Source organism: Hymenobacter sp. BT730, from assembly GCF_030542105.1.
Classification (GTDB): Bacteria; Bacteroidota; Bacteroidia; order Cytophagales; family Hymenobacteraceae; genus Hymenobacter.
The window spans coordinates 1243236-1264128 of the sequence record NZ_JAUOFB010000001.1 but is presented as its reverse complement, the minus strand read 5'-3'; the positions used below and the strand labels follow the sequence as shown (position 1 = coordinate 1264128).

General features: G+C 54.3%; 16 protein-coding genes. 7 read left to right on the top strand and 9 right to left on the bottom strand.

Going from position 1 to position 20893, the window contains the following annotated elements; translation table 11 throughout:
• Window positions 1–224: 224 nt before the first annotated feature.
• Window positions 225–461, top strand: coding sequence for a hypothetical protein (locus Q4G72_RS05525; RefSeq protein WP_303310406.1), 237 nt, complete (start codon window positions 225–227; stop codon window positions 459–461).
• Window positions 462–664: 203 nt separating this feature from the next.
• On the opposite strand, the gene Q4G72_RS05520 is transcribed toward Q4G72_RS05525, so the two are convergent.
• On the bottom strand, window positions 665–2773 hold the full coding sequence (locus Q4G72_RS05520) for an OmpA family protein (protein WP_303310405.1): 2109 nt from the start codon (window positions 2771–2773) through the stop codon (window positions 665–667).
• Window positions 2774–2795: 22 nt separating this feature from the next.
• On the bottom strand, window positions 2796–3839 hold the full coding sequence (locus Q4G72_RS05515; RefSeq protein ID WP_303310404.1) for a tetratricopeptide repeat protein: 1044 nt from the start codon (window positions 3837–3839) through the stop codon (window positions 2796–2798).
• Between the two features lie 297 nt (window positions 3840–4136).
• On the opposite strand from Q4G72_RS05515, the gene Q4G72_RS05510 reads away from it, so the two are divergent.
• Both Q4G72_RS05510 and Q4G72_RS05505 read left to right on the top strand, forming a co-directional pair.
• Window positions 4137–4559 (top strand): BrxA/BrxB family bacilliredoxin, encoded by a 423-nt coding sequence (locus tag Q4G72_RS05510; protein WP_303310403.1) that lies wholly within the window; start codon window positions 4137–4139, stop codon window positions 4557–4559.
• Between the two features lie 128 nt (window positions 4560–4687).
• On the top strand, window positions 4688–5425 hold the full coding sequence (locus Q4G72_RS05505) for a GNAT family N-acetyltransferase (RefSeq protein ID WP_303310402.1): 738 nt from the start codon (window positions 4688–4690) through the stop codon (window positions 5423–5425).
• A 51-nt stretch (window positions 5426–5476) separates the two neighbouring features.
• Here the strand turns inward: Q4G72_RS05505 and recQ are convergent, their stop codons facing one another.
• A complete protein-coding gene (gene recQ / locus Q4G72_RS05500) occupies window positions 5477–7678 on the bottom strand; it encodes a DNA helicase RecQ (protein ID WP_303310401.1) in 2202 nt (733 codons plus the stop codon).
• Window positions 7679–7761: 83 nt separating this feature from the next.
• On the opposite strand from recQ, the gene Q4G72_RS05495 reads away from it, so the two are divergent.
• Window positions 7762–8742, top strand: coding sequence for a KpsF/GutQ family sugar-phosphate isomerase (locus Q4G72_RS05495; protein ID WP_303310400.1), 981 nt, complete (start codon window positions 7762–7764; stop codon window positions 8740–8742).
• A 125-nt stretch (window positions 8743–8867) separates the two neighbouring features.
• On the top strand, window positions 8868–9953 hold the full coding sequence (locus tag Q4G72_RS05490; protein ID WP_303310399.1) for a mannose-1-phosphate guanylyltransferase: 1086 nt from the start codon (window positions 8868–8870) through the stop codon (window positions 9951–9953).
• 115 nt (window positions 9954–10068) lie between these two features.
• Here Q4G72_RS05490 and rlmB read toward each other — a convergent pair whose 3' ends face one another.
• The 4 genes from rlmB to Q4G72_RS05470 form a co-directional block, all read right to left on the bottom strand.
• Window positions 10069–11004: a 23S rRNA (guanosine(2251)-2'-O)-methyltransferase RlmB gene (rlmB, locus tag Q4G72_RS05485; RefSeq protein WP_303310398.1), complete on the bottom strand. Its 936-nt coding sequence runs from the start codon at window positions 11002–11004 to the stop codon at window positions 10069–10071.
• A gap of 196 nt (window positions 11005–11200) precedes the next feature.
• A complete protein-coding gene (locus Q4G72_RS05480) occupies window positions 11201–14200 on the bottom strand; it encodes a glycosyltransferase family 117 protein (protein ID WP_303310397.1) in 3000 nt (999 codons plus the stop codon).
• 146 nt (window positions 14201–14346) lie between these two features.
• A complete protein-coding gene (locus Q4G72_RS05475) occupies window positions 14347–14961 on the bottom strand; it encodes a T9SS type A sorting domain-containing protein (RefSeq protein ID WP_303310396.1) in 615 nt (204 codons plus the stop codon).
• Between the two features lie 241 nt (window positions 14962–15202).
• The gene (locus tag Q4G72_RS05470; protein ID WP_303310395.1) at window positions 15203–15967 is read right to left on the bottom strand and encodes a biotin--[acetyl-CoA-carboxylase] ligase; all 765 of its coding nucleotides are present in this window, start codon (window positions 15965–15967) and stop codon (window positions 15203–15205) included.
• A gap of 42 nt (window positions 15968–16009) precedes the next feature.
• Here Q4G72_RS05470 and rsfS point away from each other — a divergent pair, with 42 nt between their 5' ends.
• Window positions 16010–16396: a ribosome silencing factor gene (rsfS, locus tag Q4G72_RS05465; RefSeq protein ID WP_303310394.1), complete on the top strand. Its 387-nt coding sequence runs from the start codon at window positions 16010–16012 to the stop codon at window positions 16394–16396.
• 88 nt (window positions 16397–16484) lie between these two features.
• Entirely contained in the window at window positions 16485–18605 is a 2121-nt protein-coding gene (gene ftsH, locus Q4G72_RS05460) for an ATP-dependent zinc metalloprotease FtsH (RefSeq protein WP_303310393.1), read from the top strand.
• An 83-nt stretch (window positions 18606–18688) separates the two neighbouring features.
• Here the strand turns inward: ftsH and Q4G72_RS05455 are convergent, their stop codons facing one another.
• A complete protein-coding gene (locus Q4G72_RS05455; protein ID WP_303310392.1) occupies window positions 18689–19750 on the bottom strand; it encodes a hypothetical protein in 1062 nt (353 codons plus the stop codon).
• Window positions 19751–19861: 111 nt separating this feature from the next.
• The gene (locus Q4G72_RS05450) at window positions 19862–20887 is read right to left on the bottom strand and encodes a sulfatase-like hydrolase/transferase (protein WP_303310391.1); all 1026 of its coding nucleotides are present in this window, start codon (window positions 20885–20887) and stop codon (window positions 19862–19864) included.
• Between the last annotated feature and the right edge of the window lie 6 nt (window positions 20888–20893).

Here is a 20893-nt window from a genome sequence, read left to right as displayed (position 1 = left end):
CCTCTAAGGAGGAATTCACTAGTACCCTCCCTTATTCGACCTATATAATTACATTTTTTTTATCATATCGACCGATAACACAGCCGTATTGGCAATATACTCCGCGTCACAAAAGACCCACAAACTTCCTTTCCTGCGGTGAGAGTCTGCCGTATCATTGTACAGCGAATAGGATCAGCCAGCTTAACTAAGCTACTCCGATTCATCTCTTCGCTTACCGTCTTATGCCTGCCCGGTATAAAAACTGCCATCAGGAATTTGTGATGCGCTGCCTGATGCTTCGTCTGCTGAAGCATCATACAGCCTCCTCTCCTTCTGACCAGGCTTATTTTACTCCGGAAGGCGACTTGATAACACGGGAGCAGGGAGATGATGCCTTACGGGATGGAACAGCCATCCTAATAGGAAGCTTACTGGTGGCAGAGCCGGAAGTTCCCCGCTACCATGTCCCGGAAAGGTGAATTTTTAAAGTGAATTAAAAAAATTGGTTCTTCTCTTACTGGTTAAGACAGAACTAGAATTGTTGCAATAGGTGTGTAGAAAAGCCGTGGATAATGTCCACGGCTTTTCTGCGTTTTAACCCTTTTCTAAGCAGTAAAAAAGCTCCTAAAACCTGCCCTAGGACAGGTTTTAGGAGCTTTTTTACTGCTTAGGATACGGCTATCTATTTCTCCAGTACCTTAAACTCGGTGCGGCGGTTGAGCTGCCGGCCCTGCTTGGTAGTGTTGGGCGCTACCGGCTGCGTCATGCCGTAACCGGCAAAGGTCAGACGACCTTTCTCAATGCCTTTGGTCACCAGGTAGTCTACTACCACCTTGGCGCGGTTCTGCGAGAGCTGCTGGTTATAGGCGGCATTACCTACATTATCGGTGTGGCCGGAAATTTCGATGCGGAGCTTCGGCGTTTCGTTCAATAGCGCAACCAGGCGCTCCAGCTCACCAGTACTTTCCTTGCGCAGCGTCGATTTATCGGTATCGAAGAAGATATTGTTCAGTACCACTTTCACGCCCACATCCAGGCGTTGCAGGGCAATATCTTTCACTACTTCGGAATAAGCCGCGCCGGCCGGCACGTCAAAGTTTTCGGAGTGAAAGAGGTAGCCGTCCTGCCGTACTACAATGCCGTAGTTGATGCCGGAGGGCAGGGAAACCAGATAGCGGCCTGACTGCGAGTTGGAGCGGAAAGAAGCAATAACCAGGTTTTTCTCATTATCCACCACATCAATGGCAGCTTCCAGCGGCTGCTTGGTTTCGGCATCCGTTACCACACCTTTCAGAATAGTAACCTGCGTGGTGGAGATAGGCACAGCAGCGGCCAGCACCGTTTCTTTCACCGGTGCTACCCGCGAGGCTAGCAGTTGGTCTTCGGTGCTTAGCATGGGCGGCTTTTCGGGGCCCAGGAAGGTAATTTGGTAGATGTCTTTGCCACCTTGTCCATCTTCCCGGATGGAGGAATAGTAGCCGTGGCGCCCAGAGGCGGAAATTACGAAGAACACATCATCATCGGGCGTATTAATGGGCCAGCCCAGGTTCTCGGGCTTGCTCCACTTGCCATTTTCGTACACCGATTTAAAGATGTCGTAACCGCCCATGGAGTTGTGGCCTTCTGAGCTGAAGTACATGGTTTTGCCATCGGGGTGCATAAACACGCCTTCCTCGCCGTAGGGGGTATTAATGCCCGGGCCCAGGTTCACGGCCTTACCCTTACCTTCAATCTCCACCTTATAAATATCCCGGCTGCCCAGGCTACCCTCGGGCTGGTCGCTCACAAAATACAGGAAGCGGCCATCGGGCGAGTACGAGGCAGAGGACTCATGGGCGTTGGAATTGATGCGCCGGCCCAGCGTTTGTGGCTTACTCCATTTGGTACCGCGCAGGTCACACTCATATAAGTCGCCGCCATTATTTTCCACGTAAATCAGCATACGCTGACCATCAGGCGCCAAGCCGACAGTGGCATCGTGGCCATCCGTATTCACCGGCTCATTCAGTGCACGAGCCGCACCCCACTGCTTGCCGGAACGTGAGGACTGGTAAATATCCTCGTAAAAGCCGCCGCTTTCGGGCTCTGTTTGCCCGCCCGTGGAATTATCGCGCCGCGAGGTAAACAAGATGACGGATTCATCAGCGGAGATTACCGGGCTGTAATCCGGGAAAGACGAGTTTACTCCTGGGCCGGCATTATCAATGAATACCCGCGCGGGCTTTTTCATCAATGCCAGCCCCGATTCACACTCCGCAATTTTCTTGCGTAGCTCCTGTTGTAGCCCCAAAGCATTTTTAGCTCCGGCCGGCGGCATAGCTTTTTTGTATTCGGCAATGGCTTCCGCCCATTTAGCGTTCAGGTGCAAACCTCGGCCCAGCAGGTAGTGCATGCGCGGGTCTACCTCGGCATCCAGCTCAAATGCTTTTTGCAGATAGCTCAGGCTGCGGGACTTAAAACCGGAGTTCAGATAACAGTCGCCGATTTTAAGGTTAAGCTGAGCGTTGTTGGGGTTAAATTTCTGGGCCTCGAGGTAGTTTGGCAGGGCTCGCTCATACTTAGGCGGATCGGCATTGTACCACTGGTCACCGGCTTTGATGTCGCGCAGAGCCTCCTTCAGGCCTTCTTTGTTATCGCCAAAACGGTCTTTGCTGAACTCCACACTTTGCGCCAGCGCATTAGGAGAAAGTGCTAACAGCGAGAGCACAAGGGCTGCAGGCAACATAAGCCTGGAAAGCCACGAGAAACCACGGGAAGACACGGAGGCGGAGAACGTAGAGTTAGTTTTCATTAGTAACAGGGCAAAGCGGCGCTTATTCACAGGAGGCATTGGCGTAGGCCGTACCACTTTCCAGACCTAGGTCGGCAGCTTTGCGCCAGTCCTGACAGGCACCATCGGCGTCGCGGAGCATTTCGCGGGCGTGGCCACGGTTCAGGTAAGCCTCCGCATAGCTGCCGTTCAGTTTAATGGCCCGGCTGGCATCTTCCGCTGCCTGCTTATAGTTCTCCAGCTTGAGGTAGGCCGCTGCCCGGTTGTTGAAGGCAAAGGCATATTCCGGATTGAGGCTAATGGCCTGGCTGAAATCCTCTACTGCCCCTTTATAGTTTCCGGCCTCGAAGCGGGCACTCCCGCGGTTGTTATAAGCCACGGCGTTATCCGTGCGCTTGGCCAGGTAGGCTGAGTAATCGGCCAGAGCGCCTTTCAAATCCCCTAGCCGCCGCTTGGCGCTGGCGCGGTTTAAGAGGGCCGAAAGTAGTTCGGGCTGCAGCTTCAGGGCCTGATCATAGTCCTGCACGGCGGCGGCAAAGTTGCCCATCTGGCGCTGTGTACTGGCGCGGTCGTGGTAGGCATAGGCGTAGTTGGGGTCAGCTTTTACGGCAGCCGTGAAATCGGCCAGCGCGGCTTTAAAGTCGCCTTTCTCAAAGCGCAGGTCGCCGCGGTAGTACCAGCTGGGCGCGTAGTCCGGCTTTGCTTCAGCCGCTTTGGTATAATCCTGCTCGGCAGCATCGGGCTGGTTGAGTGCCTGCCGGGCCTGGCCACGCCCAAAATAGGAGGTAAAACCGTTGGGCTCCAGCTTAATGGCCTGGTCGTAGTCCTGCACGGCCTGCTCGTACTCCTTTAGCTCGTAGCGAGTGGTGGCGCGGTTGTAATAGGCTTTGGCGAAATCGGGTTTGGCAGCCAGGGCTTTATCGAACTCCTGAATGGCCGAGCGGTAGCTTTTGTCAGCGAATTTGGCTACCCCGCTGTTGTAGTATTTCTCGGCCAGCTGAGCCGGTGGCAGGGTGCTGGCCCGCACGGTATCTACCTGGGCCTGGGCAGGTGTGGCGGCCAACCAGCCGGCACCTGCTACAAGCAATAAAGCAGTAAATCTTGTTATCATAGCCCATCTGCCGTGCTGGTGCCACGGCAAGGTTAAATGTACTTTCCTTTCCCAACACTGCCAACATCTACTCAAAGCTTTCCATAAAATTGAATTATATCTATAAGCGTCAGTATTTTATAGCTTAAAATCGGTCATCAGCAACCGGAAATTTAAAAAGCAGCCAGCCTCTGCTACCACACAAAACTTTTTGCCCGCTTTGGCGCTTTTACTTTCCGTATTTTTGCATCATTCTTTTCGCTCGAATTTTCTCACTTCAGCCTTTTTAGAAAAATGGCAACATATCCTGAATACATGGTGGCTCCTATCCGGCAAGACCTGGTAGAAGCTGGCTTTGAACAACTGATGACCCCCGAAGCGGTAGACCAGGCACTGATTCCCGCCGAGGGCACTGTGCTGGTAGCTGTTAACTCAGTATGCGGCTGCGCAGCGGCCAAAGCCCGTCCTGCGCTGAAAATGGCTCTGGCCAGCGCCGATAAGAAGCCTGCCAAGCTGGTGACTGTGTTTGCCGGTATGGAAACGGAAGCGGTAGCAAAAGCTCGGGAGCATATGCTGCCTTATCCTCCTTCGTCTCCCTGCATTGCCCTGTTTAAAGATGGTGAGCTGGTGCATATGATTGAGCGCTACCACATCGAAGGCAACGACATGATGCGCATTGTAGACAACCTGCAGGGCGCTTTCGCGGAGTTTTGCTAGTCTGCCTTCCGGTATAAACAGTATGTAGGTCACGCCTCAGCGCCTACACCAGCAAAACCCTTAGCACATTGCTAGGGGTTTTGCTTTTCTGTATATTCCAGATACCGTCCTTCTTCTCCCCTATTGCTATGTCAACCAATATCCTGCCGCTGCCGTGGGACTCCAGTTTTCTGGGCTTTCCGGTAGGGCGCTTACAGGGAAGTCACCTTTCCACCACTGAGCTGCGCGATACGTTGCAGGCAGCGCATGATGATGGTTGGGCCCTGCTTTATTGGATGGCTGACCCGAGCGATACGGCGTCAATGGAAGCAGCCCACAACAACCGCCTGAGTGTGACGGATAGACGCGGGCATTATGAGCTTACTTTTCCGGAAGGCTCTCCACAACCCTTGCCCTTAGGCGTATCTTCCACAGTCCAGCTTTCGCCCGCCCTTATGGAGCTGGCCCTGCAAAGCGGACATCAGTCGCGCTTCCGGATGGATCCGCACTTTGCCAAAGGCGTGTATGAGCGGCTATATGCGCACTGGATTGCCAACTCTCTCAGCGGTGAAATGGCCCACGATGTGCTCGTTTTCCGCACCACGCCCGAAAGCCCTGAAACCGGTATGCTCACCCTTTGTCGGCGCCCGGAGCATGTAGAAATCGGGCTGATTGCCGTGGACGCCAATGCGCAGAATCAAGGTATTGGCTCCTTATTGGTGGCAGGCGCCCAGCAGCGGGCGCTGGCCTGGGGCCGCACCAAGCTAGTGGCCGTTACCCAGCTCGATAACGACGGAGCCTGCCGGTTCTATGAGCGACAGGGGTTTCAGCTGGCGCGAGAAGAACATCTGTACCATTTGTGGCTGCAAGAAATCCAAAACTCATAAAAAGGCCCGTGCCTGATCAGGAACGGGCCTTCTATTAGTAGTCCGGGCTGCTTAGTTAGCGTACTCGCTTAGGAATTTAATGCGCATCAGGCGCAGGTCCTCTTCCGTGTAGTCATCCGTACCTAGCTCTTTGAGGGCTACCGCAATATTGTCGGTGCTGGAACTCATGAAGTAGTCGGTAATTTCCTCCTGGCGCTCCTGGTCCAGTACCGAGTCGATGTAGTAATCGAGGTTAAGCTTGGTACCGGAGTAGCAGATGTGCTCAATCTCTTCCATTAGCTCCCGCATTTCAATGCCCTTGGAAGAGGCTATTTCCTCCAGGTCCATCTTTTTATCGATCTGCTGAATGATGTAGATTTTGATTTTCGACTTGTTAACGGCTGATTTTACCACCACGTCGGCGGCCGTCATAATGTCGTTTTCCTCTACGTACTTCTTAATCAGGTCCAGGAATGGGGTGCCAAACTTCTGCGCCTTACCGTGTCCCACGCCCGAAACATGGGCCAGGTCCTCCATCTTTGTGGGGAAGGTGGTGGCCATTTCCTTCAGGGAAGGGTCCTGAAAGAGTACGTAGGGCGGCAGGTTTTTCTGGTGGGCCAGCTTCTTGCGCAGGGCCTTCAGCATATCAAACAGCGCGGCATCGTGGCCGGCGGCTTGCTGCACTTCCTCCTTCTCCTCCTTCTGCTGCACCTCCTTCTCGTAGTCGTGGTCTTTGGAGAGCTTGATGCTGTAGGGAGCCTGGAGAAATTCTTCGCCCTTGGGGCAAATTTTAATTACGCCAAAGTTCTCAATGTCTTTGCCCAGGAAGCCGGCAATCATGCACTGACGTACCACGGAGTGCCAGAAGGCAATATCATGGTCTTTGCCTTTGCCGTACACCGGCAGCTTGAAGTGGCCATAGCTTTCCACGTGTGGGTTGGTGAGACCAGTCAGCACAGTGGTCAGGTGGTCGATGCCAAAACGCTCCTCGGTCTGCACCACCGCTTCCAGTGCCAGCTGCACAAATTCTTTGCCTTCAAACTTTTCCCGGGGGTGGCGGCAGTTGTCGCAGAAGCCGCAGTCTTTCTCGAACTCCTCGCCAAAGTAGTGCAGCAGCTGTTTGCGGCGGCACACAGCAGAATCGGCGTAGTTCGCCATTTCCTGCAGGAGTTGCTTGCTGTTGTCACGCTCCGTTACGGGCTTGTCCTTGTTGAATTTCTCCAGCTTCACGATGTCATCGTAGCTGTAGAACATCAAACAGTCTCCTTCCATCCCGTCGCGGCCACCGCGGCCGGTTTCCTGGTAGTAGCCTTCTATGCTCTTAGGCGTGTCGTAGTGAATTACGAAGCGTACGTCGGGTTTGTCAATGCCCATGCCGAAGGCAATGGTGGCTACAATGACGTCGCAATCCTCATTCAAAAACGCATCCTGGTTGGCCATACGCACAGAGGCATCCAGACCAGCATGGTAAGGCAGGGCACGCACATCGTTTACGCGCAACAGCTCGGCTATTTCCTCCACCTTCTTGCGCGACAGGCAGTATACAATGCCACCCAGGCCTTTGCGCTGCTTCACGTATTGAATCAGCTGCTTTTTGGTCTGGTGCTTGGGCCGTACTTCGTAGTATAGGTTGGTGCGGTTGAAGGAGGTTTTGAAAACTGAGGCCTCATCCATCTGCAGGTTTTTCTGAATATCCTGCTGCACCTTAGGCGTAGCCGTAGCGGTGAGGGCAATAATGGGCACCTGCACGCCCAAACCATCTATAATGCTGCGAATTTTGCGGTATTCCGGCCGGAAGTCATGCCCCCACTCCGAAATACAGTGTGCTTCATCAATCGCCACAAAAGAAATGGTGGCCTTGTTGAGAAACTCAATCGTCTCATCTTTAGTCAGGGATTCGGGCGCCACGTACAGCAGGCGCACTTCGCCGCTGATGACATCTTTCTTCACCTTGTTCATTTCTGATTTTGACAGCGTCGAGTTCAGAAATGCCGCGTTAACCCCAAACGCATTCAGCTGATCTACCTGATTTTTCATCAAGGCAATCAGCGGGGAAATAACAATTGCGGTGCCGGGCAGCACCAACGCTGGCAACTGGTAGCACAAGGACTTACCAGCGCCCGTGGGCATAATCACAAACGTGTTGTGCCCCTCGATGACGTTCTGAATGATGGCCTCCTGGGTGCCGCGAAACTGGCCGTACCCGAAAACTTCCTTTAACTTGCCCTTCAGATCAGCCTGCTGTGTGACAACGGCTTTTTTTACGGCTGGCATGGACTTCCTCACTTCTCGGTTGGGGGATTGCAGACTTGAGCAGCAACACCACGTGTTGTCTACTCAATCTAGACAAATTTAGATTGAAACCGCTGAACGATACCAACTCGCTGGCAAAAAAAGTGCTTCTCGAAGAAGCCGATGCCATTCGGGGCGTGGCGGAAGCCATTGCCCTGACACCTGATTTTGCGCTCTGTGTTGCCGCCATCCTTTCCCTTCGTGGGCGTGTGGTCGTCACCGGAATCGGCAAAAGTGCACATATTGCCGGAAAGATCGTAGCTACGCTAAACTCAACAGGCACGCCTGCGCTGTTTATGCACGCTGCAGATGCCATTCACGGCGACCTGGGCATGATTCAGGCCGAAGATTTTGTTATTGCCATTAGTAAGAGTGGTGATACGCCGGAGATAAAAGTGCTGGTACCCTTGCTCAAGCGCAAAGGTGTACCGCTGGCCGCCTTGGTCAGCAACGCCGACTCTTATCTGGCGGTGCAGGCCGACTACGTGCTGCACGCACCGGTAGACCGGGAAGCCTGCCCGCACAACCTGGCTCCTACTACCTCCACCACTGCCGCGCTGGCCCTGGGCGATGCGCTGGCTGTGTGTTTGCTGGAGTCCCGGGAGTTCACTTCCGCCGATTTTGCCCGCCTGCACCCCGGTGGCACGTTGGGCAAAAAACTCTACCTGAAAGTAGGCGACCTAAGCCGGCAAAACCAGCAGCCCCAGGTACTGGCTGATGCACAGCTGAAGGAGATTATTCTGGAAATATCCGGTAAGCGCCTGGGAGCCACCGCCGTGCTGCAAGCCGCAGAGGGCCCGTTGCTGGGCATTATTACCGACGGCGACCTACGCCGCATGCTTACCACCTTTGCCGGCCGCCTGGAAGACGTCCGCGCCCGCGACATCATGACGCCTTCGCCCATGACCATTGAAACCGATGATTTTGCGGCTGAGGCACTAGTCCGGATGCAGAACCGCAACATTACGCAGCTGGTAGTTACAGAAAACGGCCAGTTCAGCGGCTTTATTCACCTGCACGACTTACTGCGCGAAGGCCTGGTCTAATCTCATGGTTTAGTCGGCGGGAAAAGCAGCTTCTTTCTTAGCTTGTTCACCGGAGCCGACAATTTCCTATCTTACTATCCGGTGTAAGTCTCTTTCCACTGCTCACGCTCGCAGCCAGTCTGCTTATGAACTCTAATACTTTCCTTGTGGTAATGGCGGGCGGCATTGGCAGCCGCTTTTGGCCATTCAGCCGAACCCAGCATCCCAAGCAGTTTCACGATGTGCTGGGGGTGGGCCGCTCCATGCTGCAGCTCACCGTAGACCGGTTCAAGGGCATCTGCCCCATGGAAAATGTGCTGGTGGTCACCAACCGCGACTACATCCCCTTGGTGCAGCAGCACTTACCGGATTTGCTCCCCGAGCAGATTCTGGGGGAGCCCATTGGCCGGAACACAGCCCCCTGCATTGCTTATGCCAGCTACCGCATTGCGCAGCGCAGCCCCAATGCCGTGATTATGGTAACGCCCGCCGACCACGCCGTGCTGCACGAGGACGAGTTCCGGCGCGTGATCCGGCAGGCCGTGGAGGCCGCCCGCCAGCATGATATTCTCATTACACTGGGCATTCAGCCCTCCCGCCCCGATACCGGCTACGGCTACATCCAGTTTCTGGATGAGGACGCCACTTCCATTGGTCCCCTGAAAAAGGTAAAAACCTTCACCGAGAAGCCGAATCTGGAGCTGGCCCGCATGTTTGTGGACAGCGGCGACTTCCTCTGGAACTCTGGACTCTTTGTGTGGCGGGCCGATGTCATCATTAAAGCCTTTCATCAGTACCTGAGCGACATTGCCGAAGTCTTTGATGAGGGCAGTACCATGCTGAATACGGTGCTGGAGGAAAACTTCATTTCCCGGGCTTATACCCGCTGCCGCAACATCAGCATCGACTACGGGGTGATGGAAAAGGCCGACAACGTGTTTGTACTCCCCGCTGACTTTGGCTGGAGCGACCTGGGCACCTGGGATTCCCTGCACCGCATGGGCCACCACGACGCCGAAGACAATGTAGTGGACGGCAATGCCCTGCTCTACGATACCCGGGAGTGTGTCATCAAAACGCCTTCTGAGCGCCTGGTAGTAGTCCAGGGCCTAGATGGGTATATTGTGGCCGAGTACGATAATGTGCTCCTCATCTGCAAACGCACGGAAGAGCAACGCGTGAAGGACTTCGTGGCTGACGTGAAGTCGAAAAAAGGCAACGGGTACAACTAGAAAAGAAAGAACAGGTCAATACCGATGCTTCATACAAGCAAAGAAAAGCCCCTATTGCATATGCAATAGGGGCTTTTCTTTGATAAAAGGATGGGCAGCGAAATCCGCGCCTTATCTATTTCTCAGTGTGCCTCAGGCGCTGGCGCAGTACTTCAAATAGCATGATGCCGCTGGCTACCGATACGTTGAGCGAGCTGATTTGTCCGGCCATAGGAATGCGCACCTTTTGATCAGCGAGGCGCAAGTATTCCGGCGAAATGCCGTCTTCTTCGCTGCCCATCAGGATAGCCACTGGCCCGGTTAGGTCCACTGATTCCGTTTCCAGGCTGGCATCGGCTTTCTCGGTACAGGCTACTACCTGCACACCGGACTGCTTCAGGAAGTCAATGGTTTCTTTCAGATTCGGCTCGCGGCACACCGGAATCAGGTTCAGGGCGCCGGCGGAGGTTTTCAGCGCGTCGCCGTTGATCTGGGCGGCACCGCGGCTGGGCACCACAATGGCGTGTACACCCATACACTCGGCGTTCCGGGCAATAGAACCGAAGTTACGTACGTCAGTAATACGGTCCAGGATAAGGAGGAGCGGGTTTTTACCTTCCTCATACAAGCCAGCCAGAATACTATCCAGGGGTTGGTAGTCGATGGGAGATACGAAGGCTACTGCACCCTGGTGGTTTTTGCGCGTAATGCCGTCCAGCTTTTCCAGGGGCACTAACGACACCGGAATGTTAGCCGCTTTGGCCAGGGCAGTAATATCCTGGGTGATGCTGTTTTTGGTAGTGCGCAGCAAATAAATTTTCTCCAGCGTACGGCCTGCGTTCAGGGCTTCCAGAATGGGGCGCAGGCCAAAGAGCATGTCAATGCTACGGTCGGCGGCCGGGCGGTGCGGGTAGCGGGGTTTGAAGTCGCCGCGCGACTCACGGCCTTCGCCCCGGTCCCCTTCCGGGCGACGGACAGGCCGATTATCGCCGCCTACGGGGCGGTTTTCGGCATCGTAATAGGTGCGGCGCTCATTCTGCGGCCGTTCGGGGCGGTCAGTCCTTTTCTCCATTGCTCCACGGCGGCCAGGCGGAGTGATTTATACACGAGCCGGCGCACCTGTTCTTATAGGGTTCAAATACAAAGGTACTGGGTTTACGGCAGCTTACGAGGCTGGTTCGCTGCTGGCAGTTTATAAGCCGAGAGTACCGCAATAAAAAAGCGGCTCCTGATGGAGCCGCTTTTTTATAATAAGTCAGCCGGATGTTTTACTGGCCCTGCTGCGGATAGTACTGCTGCAGAATCTGCATGGCCTTGGTGGCCCGCACCTGATCCTGCACACTATCAGCGGCGCGGTACACGCTCTGCAGCGCTACCAGATTTAGCTGCATATCTTGGTCGTGCAAGGCGGGATTATGCGTACTATAGTAAGCCAGTGCCTGCTGGGCGCGGTTGGTCATTACATCCATAATCTGATTGGCCCGGTTTGTTTCGCCGGCCTTCACCAGGGTTTCCACCAGTTGGGGCGTGTAGTAGTCGTAGGGTATTGACTTGTCTGGCATCACGGCCAGCGCTTTGTCGGCTACTTCCTTGGCTTTGGCTAGGTTGCCCGCTTTCAGGTACTCATTGGCCAGCCGCCCAAACTTATCCCGGTAATTGGCCGGGAAGCGCAGATTATTCTCGTCATAGAATACGCTGGGGTTGTCGAGGTTGCGGTAGGCAAATTTGTGCATCATGATGTCGTACATCTGATCCTTTACCACGTAGCCGTCGTCGCCGCTGCGGGGATTGTAGTTGGGGTCGCGGGCAGGCAGCACGCGGTAGGCCATTCCTTCCAGCTGGAAGTAAGGCTGCAGGCCCATATAGTCCTGGCTATTTACGGTGCTGGAGAAGTAAATAGGCCGCTCCCAGTTATTGCTGGCCAGCATATCCAGAATGGCCAGGTTCTTCTTTTCAATGGCGCCTTTGCCCATATCCCACTCCATGCGAGAAACCACCTGATTACGGCGCTCTGGTGCAATAATGCCAGTTTTTAGCACGGCGGCCGTATCAATAGGCAGGTAGAATTTGGTGGTGGGGAATGAGAGCAGGCTGGGCCCGCCTTCGCCGTAGCTTACCTGCAACAAGGGGCTGTTCTGCTTCACCAGCGAAACGAATTCCTTCAGGTTTACTTCCTTCACCGCCGGATTGGCGACATAAGGCAAATAATCATTGGTGCCTTCTACATAGTTCGCGCGCTCCATTGAAATAGGCAACGGCTGGGATTTATAAGCCCGGCGCTTCATCTGGTCGATGTACCAGTCAGTGTTCATGTAGCTTAGTACGGCCACGCGCACGTCGGTTCGCACGCCTTCCACTTCCTGGGCATACCAGAGTGGGAAGGTGTCGTTGTCGCCGTTAGTGAACAGCACAGCGTTGGGAGCCAAAGAGTTCAACAGGTTTTTAGCCGAGTCAGTGGAGTTGTACCGGTTGGAGCGGTTGTGGTCGTCCCAACCCTGAGCGGCCATAATGCCGGGCACTACTAAGCAGATAAGTGTAGCCACTGCGGCCCGCGTACCATCTGCTTTCACCACGTTGCGCAGCGCATCAGATAGGGCCAGTACCCCCAGGCCAATCCAGATGGAGAAGGCAAAGAAGGCGCCGGTGAAAGTGTAGTCCCGCTCGCGGGGCTCAATGGGCGGCTGATTGAGGTAGAAGGTAATAGCCAGACCGGTGAACAGGAACAGCAAACCCACAATGAGGGCGTTGCGGCTGTCTTTACGCACCTGAAAGAACAGACCTACCAGACCCAGGATCAGCGGCAGTGCCAGGAAGTTGTTGTAAGCCTTGCTTTCGGCAATACGCTCGGGCAGGCCATTTTTGCTATCCACGGGCCATACTACGCCGGCCTGCTGAATGTCACTTTCCCGGCCCACAAAGTTCCACATGAAATAGCGCCAGAACATGTGCCCAAACTGGTAGCGGAACATAAACGACAGGTTTTGCCCCATCGTTGGCTTCTTATCCTCGCGGATATCTACCCACTTTTTGTATTGATACACGTGCTCGGGCTGGGCACTGTAGATGCGCGGCAACAGCATTTTGTCGGCGTCATCATATTCATACTCAATACGCGCCGGGCCTTTCACATATTTGTCGCCTTTGCGCACGTAGCGGGCTGCTCCTTCCTTAGACCCGGTGGGCCGGGCATTGAACTGTGGTCCATAGAGAAGGGGCCGGTCGCCGTACTGCTCCCGCTTCAGGTAGCTCACGAAGGAAAGCACATCCTCCGGATTGTTTTCATTGATGGTAGGCTGGTAGCTGGAGCGAATAGGTACAATCAGATACGAGGAGTACCCAATCAGAATAAACATGAGGCTGAGAACAGCCGTGTTTAAGGCCCGGTTACCGGTACGGAAAGAATGGCGGAACACCAGCCAGATCAGTCCGCCAAACAGCAATAGGAAGATGATGATACCCCAGTTGAAGGGAAGGCCGATGCTGTTCACGAAGAACACCTCAAAGCCCCCCGCCAGCGAAGGCAACCCAGGAATAATACCCACCAGAATAACGCCTACAATCAGGCTGCTGATGGCCAGCGTAAGAACGGCACCCCAAAACGTGGGCTGCTGGGTTTTGCGGTAGTAGTAAATCAGGCCCAGTGCCGGAATGGTGAGCAGATTCAGCAAGTGTACCCCAATAGATAACCCAATGGCGTAGGCAATCAGAATCAGCCATTTATCGGCATCAGGGCCATCGGCGCGGTTTTCCCACTTCAGCATGGCCCATACCACAAAGGCAGTGCCCAGCGCCGACATGGCATATACCTCGGCCTCCACGGCATTAAACCAGAAGGAATCAGAGAAGGCGAAGGCTAGAGCCCCCACCAAACCGCTGCCCAGAATCTGCAGGGCCTCCCCGCGGGTAGGCTCTACGGTACGGTGGCGGTGCGGGTGTCCGGCCTGGTGCAGCACAATGCGCTTGGCCAGCATGGTAATAATCCAGAACAGGAACAGCACGGTAAACGAGCTGCTCAGTGCCGACAGCATATTCACCAGAACAGGCACCTTGGTTGCATCGCCAAACGAGAGCAGCGACATAATGCGGCCCAGCAGCAGGAAAGTAGGTGCTCCGGGAGGGTGCGGTACCAGCAGCTTGTAGGAGCAGGCAATAAACTCGCCGCAGTCCCAGAAGCTGGCTGTAGGCTCCAGCGTGAGCAGGTAAGTAATAGTGGCCACGGCAAATACCAGCCAACCCACCAGATTATTTAAGCTTTTGTAACTACGCATAGAAACGAAATCAGAGAAGGGCCAAAAGTAGAGAATAAATCCGGCCGCACCGCACCCCATAGTACCGGCCCGCAGAGGCACAGATGCAAAAAAAGCAGCCGGGGTTGCCGGCTGCTTTCGAAAGAGCTAGAAAGAAGAAATATGGACTAATTCCGCAGAACCAGCCGCTTGGTGCCCACTACTTTATCATTCTGCACCAGATTGCAGATATACATCCCGGCAGGCAAATCAGAAAGATTCAGCGGAAGGCCAGCCTCAGTTAGCTGGGGCTTCAGCGTAATGGCACGCACTTCCCGGCCAATGATGTTGGAGATTCTCAACGTATAGTCAGCACTGGATTTCTGATTAACGGTCAGCATCACCATGCCCCGGGAAGGGTTCGGATACAGTGTGAGGGCTGGTGGCAGCAATTTGGCGCCCAGTACCGGCGTGGCGGCATTTACAGTAATGGTACCAAACATGCCGTTTCCGGGGGTGCCGTGCAGCGTGCAGTGGTAGGGGAAGCTTCCGGCCGTAGCAAAGGTGCGGGAGGCAGTAGGAGTGGCCGCCGCCATGGTAAAGGCAGCAAACGCATTATTATCTGACACCACAGGATGGGTACCATTCTCCCACTGAAAGTTTACTATGTCGCCGGCATTAATGGTCAGAGACTGAGGATCAAACACAAAGTTCCTCACCTTCACAATATGGGTAGCCGCCGCAGCCGTCAGCTGCGCCAGTACCAGGGTAGCGGCAAAACAAAACCGAGTAAAAGTTTTCATGGCTTAGAGATAGAGGATGAAAGAGTAGTTTAACCGGCCCCATTCCTGGCAGGAAACAGCGCCGCATATAGTTGTATTGACAAGCACCGTGCCTGACTTTACAGGCAGGCGTCTTCCTACCAGATACCATCGGGCAAGAAACCGTTGCACCAGAGACACAGCATCTTTATAGAGATGTGCTCTATTAAAGTAATCGAATATATCGGCAAAAGGGTTGCTTTGCCCAGCAAAAAATTTTCAGCTAAATACAGAATTTAATTTCCTGCATTCCAAAGCTTTGCCGTTGCCCATTTATTTCCACAAGTAGCCGCCCGGTTTCCTCTATGCCCGCTATCTGCCCTGTTACTTGTTGGCCATTTACTTCAAAATAATTCCATTCCTGAAAGCGGTAAAGTACCTGTAAATAGGCGTGGCGAAGGGCCTCAGTCTGGCCAGCGCGCAGTTGCAGATACCGACGCTCCAGGCACTCCAGCAGGCGCTCGGCCAGCGCAGGCAAGGCATAGCGCCGCCCTGTAAGGCAGGCCAGCGAAGTGGCCGTAGGCACCCCAAACTCCAACTGGTTAACATTTATTCCAATCCCTACAATGCTGGATTGAATTCCTAGGCTGCTAAGTGTGTTCTCAATTAAAATGCCGCCCAGCTTTTGGTCGTGGTAATACACATCATTAGGCCACTTCAGCCGTAGGGCCGGGTCGGGTCCCAGCACGGTGCCGGCCCAGTCCAGTACAGCCAGCGCTACAGCCATACTCAGCTGGAACTGGTGCGAGGCAGCTAAAAACGTAGGCCGCCATACCACCGACAAGGTTAAATTCTCGCCGGGGGCGGCTTCCCAACTATTGCCTCGCTGCCCGCGGCCGGCGGTCTGTTTGTCTGTTATGACGGTACAGCCCTCCGTGGCGCGGCTTTTGAGAAGTAATTGTTGTGCCTCCGTGTTCGTGGAGGCACATTCGGCCAGCCAAATCACTTGCTGGCCCGTGAAGAGGGTTTTGGGGGTTAGTGCCTCCACCTGATTTTCGCTACTTTGTACATTCAAACCTAATAATACCACATGAAAAGTACCCTGATTCGGCAGGATTCGGACAGATTGGCAGAAGTAGTAGTACGCGGCATGCAGGAAAAGAAAGCGGCCGATATCGTGGTACTGGACCTGAAAGACCTTAAGAATGCGGTAGCTGATTACTTCGTGATTTGCTCCGCCTCCTCCGATACACAGCTTGATGCTATTGCCCGCTCAGTAGAAGAAGAAGTAGAAAAGCTCACTGGCCAAAGCCCCTGGCAAACGGAAGGCCGCATGCAGCGCGAATGGGTGCTGCTGGACTACGTGGACGTGGTAGTGCACATTTTCCTGCGTGACCGGCGCCAGTTCTACGCGTTGGAAGAGCTCTGGGGCGATGCCGACATTAAATACATTGAAGAAGCTGCCTCCGCCGTTTAAAGTAAAAGGCAGCCGGCTGCGTCTCTGCAACAAACCCGCCAGCGGTGGGTTTAGCCTTTGATTTTTGTTTTAGCCTATTTTCTTATCCATGTCTGATAAGACTCCCTTAAAAAAGAAAAAACCACTGTTGCCTACCCCACCCCCGCGGCCAGGTATGCAGCTTTGGGTATTAGCCGGGCTGGTTGTTTTCATCTTCGGGCTGCTGTATTTCAACCGAAGCAATTCGGCCATTGAAACCACGCAGCAGAAGTTTGAGCAAATGCTGCTGGCCGGTGACGTAAGCCGCCTTACACTGGTAAACGACCGCGCCGTAGAGGTAACGCTTAAACCCGAGGCCATGCGCAAGCCGGCGTACCTGCCGGAGTTGCAGCGCCGCGGCATGCTGGCTATGAATACCGGTCCGCAATACACCTTCCGGGTTATCGATGGCAAGTCTTTCAAAGAAGACTATGACAAGCTGCGCGCGACGATTCCGCGTGAGCTGCAGGTGGGCCTGGAAGTAGATACCCGCCAGGGATATGGTGATTTTATCACCAGTTGGGGCTTTCTGCTTATTCTGATAGTGGCTTTCTGGTTCCTGATGCGCCGTATGGGCGGTGGAGCCGGGCCAGGTGGTCAGATCTTCAACATCGGTAAAAGCCGCGCAGCCCTCTTTGAAGGGGGTGATAAAGTGAAGGTGACGTTTAAAGACGTGGCCGGCCTGGAAGAAGCCAAGGAAGAAGTAGAAGAAATTGTAGAGTTCCTGCGGAACCCTTCCAAGTTCACAGTCCTCGGGGGTAAAATTCCGAAAGGCGCTTTGCTGGTAGGCCCTCCCGGCACCGGTAAAACCCTGATGGCTAAAGCCGTAGCCGGCGAAGCCGACGTACCCTTTTTCTCCTTGTCGGGTTCCGACTTTGTAGAGATGTTTGTGGGCGTAGGTGCGGCCCGGGTACGTGACTTGTTTAAGCAGGCCAAAGCCAAGGCGCCTTGTATCATTTTCATTGACGAGATTGACGCCATTGGCCGTAGCCGTAGCCGGGGTAACATGCCTGGCGGCAACGACGAGCGGGAAAACACCCTGAACTCGTTGCTGGTGGAGATGGATGGTTTCGGTACTGACTCCGGAGTAATCATTCTGGCCGCTACCAACCGCCCCGATACCCTGGACTCAGCCCTGCTCCGTCCCGGCCGTTTCGACCGTCAGATCAGCATCGACAAGCCCGACATTAACGGCCGCACGCAGATTTTCACCGTGCACTTAAAGCCTTTGACGCTGGGTCCTGATGTAGATGCCCGTAAGTTGGCCGCCCAAACCCCTGGGTTTGCCGGCGCCGAAATTGCCAACGTCTGCAACGAAGCTGCCCTTATTGCCGCCCGCCGCGACAAGAAGATGGTGACCATGCAGGACTTCACCGATGCCGTGGACCGCGTAATCGGAGGCCTCGAGAAGAAAAATAAAATCATCAGCCCCGGTGAGAAGCGCATTGTGGCTTACCACGAAGCAGGCCACGCTATTGCGGGCTGGTTCCTGGAGCACGCTGACCCATTGGTGAAGGTGAGCATTGTACCCCGTGGCGTGGCCGCGCTGGGCTACGCGCAGTATCTCCCCCGCGAGCAGTTCCTGTATAACACGGAGCAGCTAACTGATGAAATGTGCATGGCCTTAGGTGGCCGTGCTGCGGAGGAGCTGGTGTTTGGCAAAATCTCAACGGGTGCCCTCTCCGATTTGGAGCGGATTACCAAGATGGCCTACAGCATTGTCACCATGTATGGCATGAACGCCAAGCTGGGCAACGTTTCCTTCTATGATTCTAAGGGGCAGAATGAATATGGCTTCTCCAAGCCTTATTCAGAAGCTACCTCCCAGATGATTGACGAGGAAGTGCGCACCATCATCGAGAATGCCTACATCCGCACCAAGGACCTGCTTACCGAGCGTCGGCACGAGTTGGAAATTATAGCCAAAGAGCTATTGGAGAAAGAAGTGCTACTGCAGGATGATCTGGAGCGTCTGGTGGGCAAGCGTCCCTACGACACCCAGACCAGCTACCAGGCCCACATGGCCGGCACTGACCGCTCCGAGACGCTGAGCGAAGTGAAAGAAGAGCACCCGGTTGCGCTAGGCAATGATTTGCCCGAGAACAACCTGCCGGGTGTGGATGACACTAACTCACCTAGCTCGAATGAGCCTTCTGGTGTACAAAGTGGTACCACTGTCTCGCCAGTGTAAAGCTACTAAGCTTATTTAATTGAAAAGCCAGTCCGTAAGGGCTGGCTTTTTTGTGGGCGTGCGCAGTGAAAAACAGACCTGAGTTAGTCCAGGCCTTTAATGCTGATATATTGCTTTTCATTGCGACGTCCTACACGCACAATGCTCCGCTCGAAATCTTTGGGATTGTTCAGCGTCTCATAAAACTCGTCTAAAAACCGGATAGCAAACATTTTTTCATCTTTGCTGAGGTAGTCACACGAGAGGTACACATTATTAAAGGCTGGCCTCCGCGCATTAAAAAGAGTGCGCATTTCGGTGTATAGCTCGTCGGGGAAGTTGTAGCCTCGGAAAAGACGCTGCCGTACGGAGGTAATCCCCAGTTGCTCGGGAGGCGTCGCATAAGGCGTCATCACCAGGCCGCTGTAATCAAAATCATGCGGTACGGGTATGCAGGGGGCGCGTTGGTCTACGGAAAGCAGGCGGATATTGTGGCGGTAGGGCACCGACCAGTCTGTATTGCCAATCATATATTGAAACAGCGCTACCCGGGCCATAGCTTCCTGGTTGGTGTACTGCATGCCAATAACCAGACGGCTGGGTACCACAACTGCCTGGTTGCGTTTGGCCATGGCCTTGGCATCTTCCAGCAAAAAAGCCCTATGTACAGTGGCTTTGCGCTTACCGTTGGCATCCTGGTAAGTTACACGGCACAGCCTGGCCCGGAAGCTCATGTCCGTTAGCACGTTGTAGAGTTTATACACTAAGTACTCGCGGAGTACATAACTATCCTCCAGGCAGTGTGTGGTTAGCTTTAGCTCTTCTACCGGGCCGAAGATGCTGGTTTGCGCGGCTCCCCGCGGAAACCGGATAAGCAACGGCGGAAACTCACAAACTGCCGGGTCTTTCCGCCGATGCCCGCGCACCCTGACTTGCACAGCCAGGGATTTAGTAATGCCACCTTCTTCCTGATACAGAATGGTAGCGGCGTGAAAAGCAGGCTTGTCGCCTCTATCTTTCAGCACGCTTTCCAGCGGTAGCACTAGCGTAAAGGGCTGCTCTTTCTCATTGAGAAAAAAAGGATTGCCGTTGGCACCTGTCTGCGCGTTTCGGCCGGAAAATACTTTCTCTTCGCCAGCCTGTACCAGCACGGACGTCCCCAGCAAAAAGCTGAGGCTAACTAGTAAAGTGAGCACCCGTACCATGAACTGGTGGTAGGCTTGGGCCGGTTCTACGCCGGTTTACTCCGTTAGCAACCTATGAGGTTGCGCAAAACATCACTGCGCCTTCACAGGGCGCGAGGCCAGAACCACTTGGTTCTTAAACAGGCTCTGTATTATGTTTCCCTCTCCTTGTGGAAAAGGGAAGCCTAGCAAATAAGCTACGGTAGGCGGAATATCGACCAGGGTATGTTGCTCGGCTATGGTTCGGCCAACTTTAAAATCAGGTCCCAGGCCCAGCAGACTGATGTGGCGGCAGCCTTCACAGTTGTCGCCATGGTCTACAAAGCCCGTGCTGATGCCGTTGAGGTGGCGGCCATGGTCGCTGGTAATGAGCAGGGTGGTGTTGTTTTTATAGGCCTTGGTCTTGCGCAGGAAATCATACAACTGCATTACGTACAAATCGTCCCGTGAAATTCCGCGCAGATAATAGGCCCAGTTGCCGGCATGGGCAAAGCCATCGGGCTCCATAAAATTGATGAGCACCAGATTAGGCTTGTATTGGGTGAGGATGCGCTTTACGGCTACCAGGGTCAGGGAATCGGAGCGGTAGCCGCTACCGGGGCCGCTTACGCCGCAATCCATAGAGGGCAGAAACTGGTCTTTCCACTCGGGGTTCAGCGTATTGCCCAGGATGTGCAGCTTGTCTTTACTGGTGATAAGCCAGGCCGCTGTGGCGGGTTTACCCGTGGCCTTGCGCCAGTATTGAAAAATAGAGGGCTGCTGCGGAAATTCGTCCCCGTAATTATCAATCGGCTGATTAATGCCCGTGGTAATGGCCGCGTGCCCGGAGTTGGTGTAGGTGAAGGCGTTATTGTAGAAGTTCGGCAGGAACACACCCCGGGGCTTTAGCCGGGTGGCCATATTCGGAATCATGCTGGTGCTGTCCCAGGTTTCGGAGTACCGCGGCCCATCAATAACCACAATAATAACGTTGCGGGTTTTGAGGTTCTTTTTGGGTGCCTCCGGAGGTACCGGCGCAAAAGAGAAGAGTAGCAACAGCAGAAAGCTGCCGGCATAGTTTAGCCAACCGGTGCCAGAAAGAAGGCGGCCCCGCCGCCCGAAGGTTGCTAGAAAGGGCATGGTACT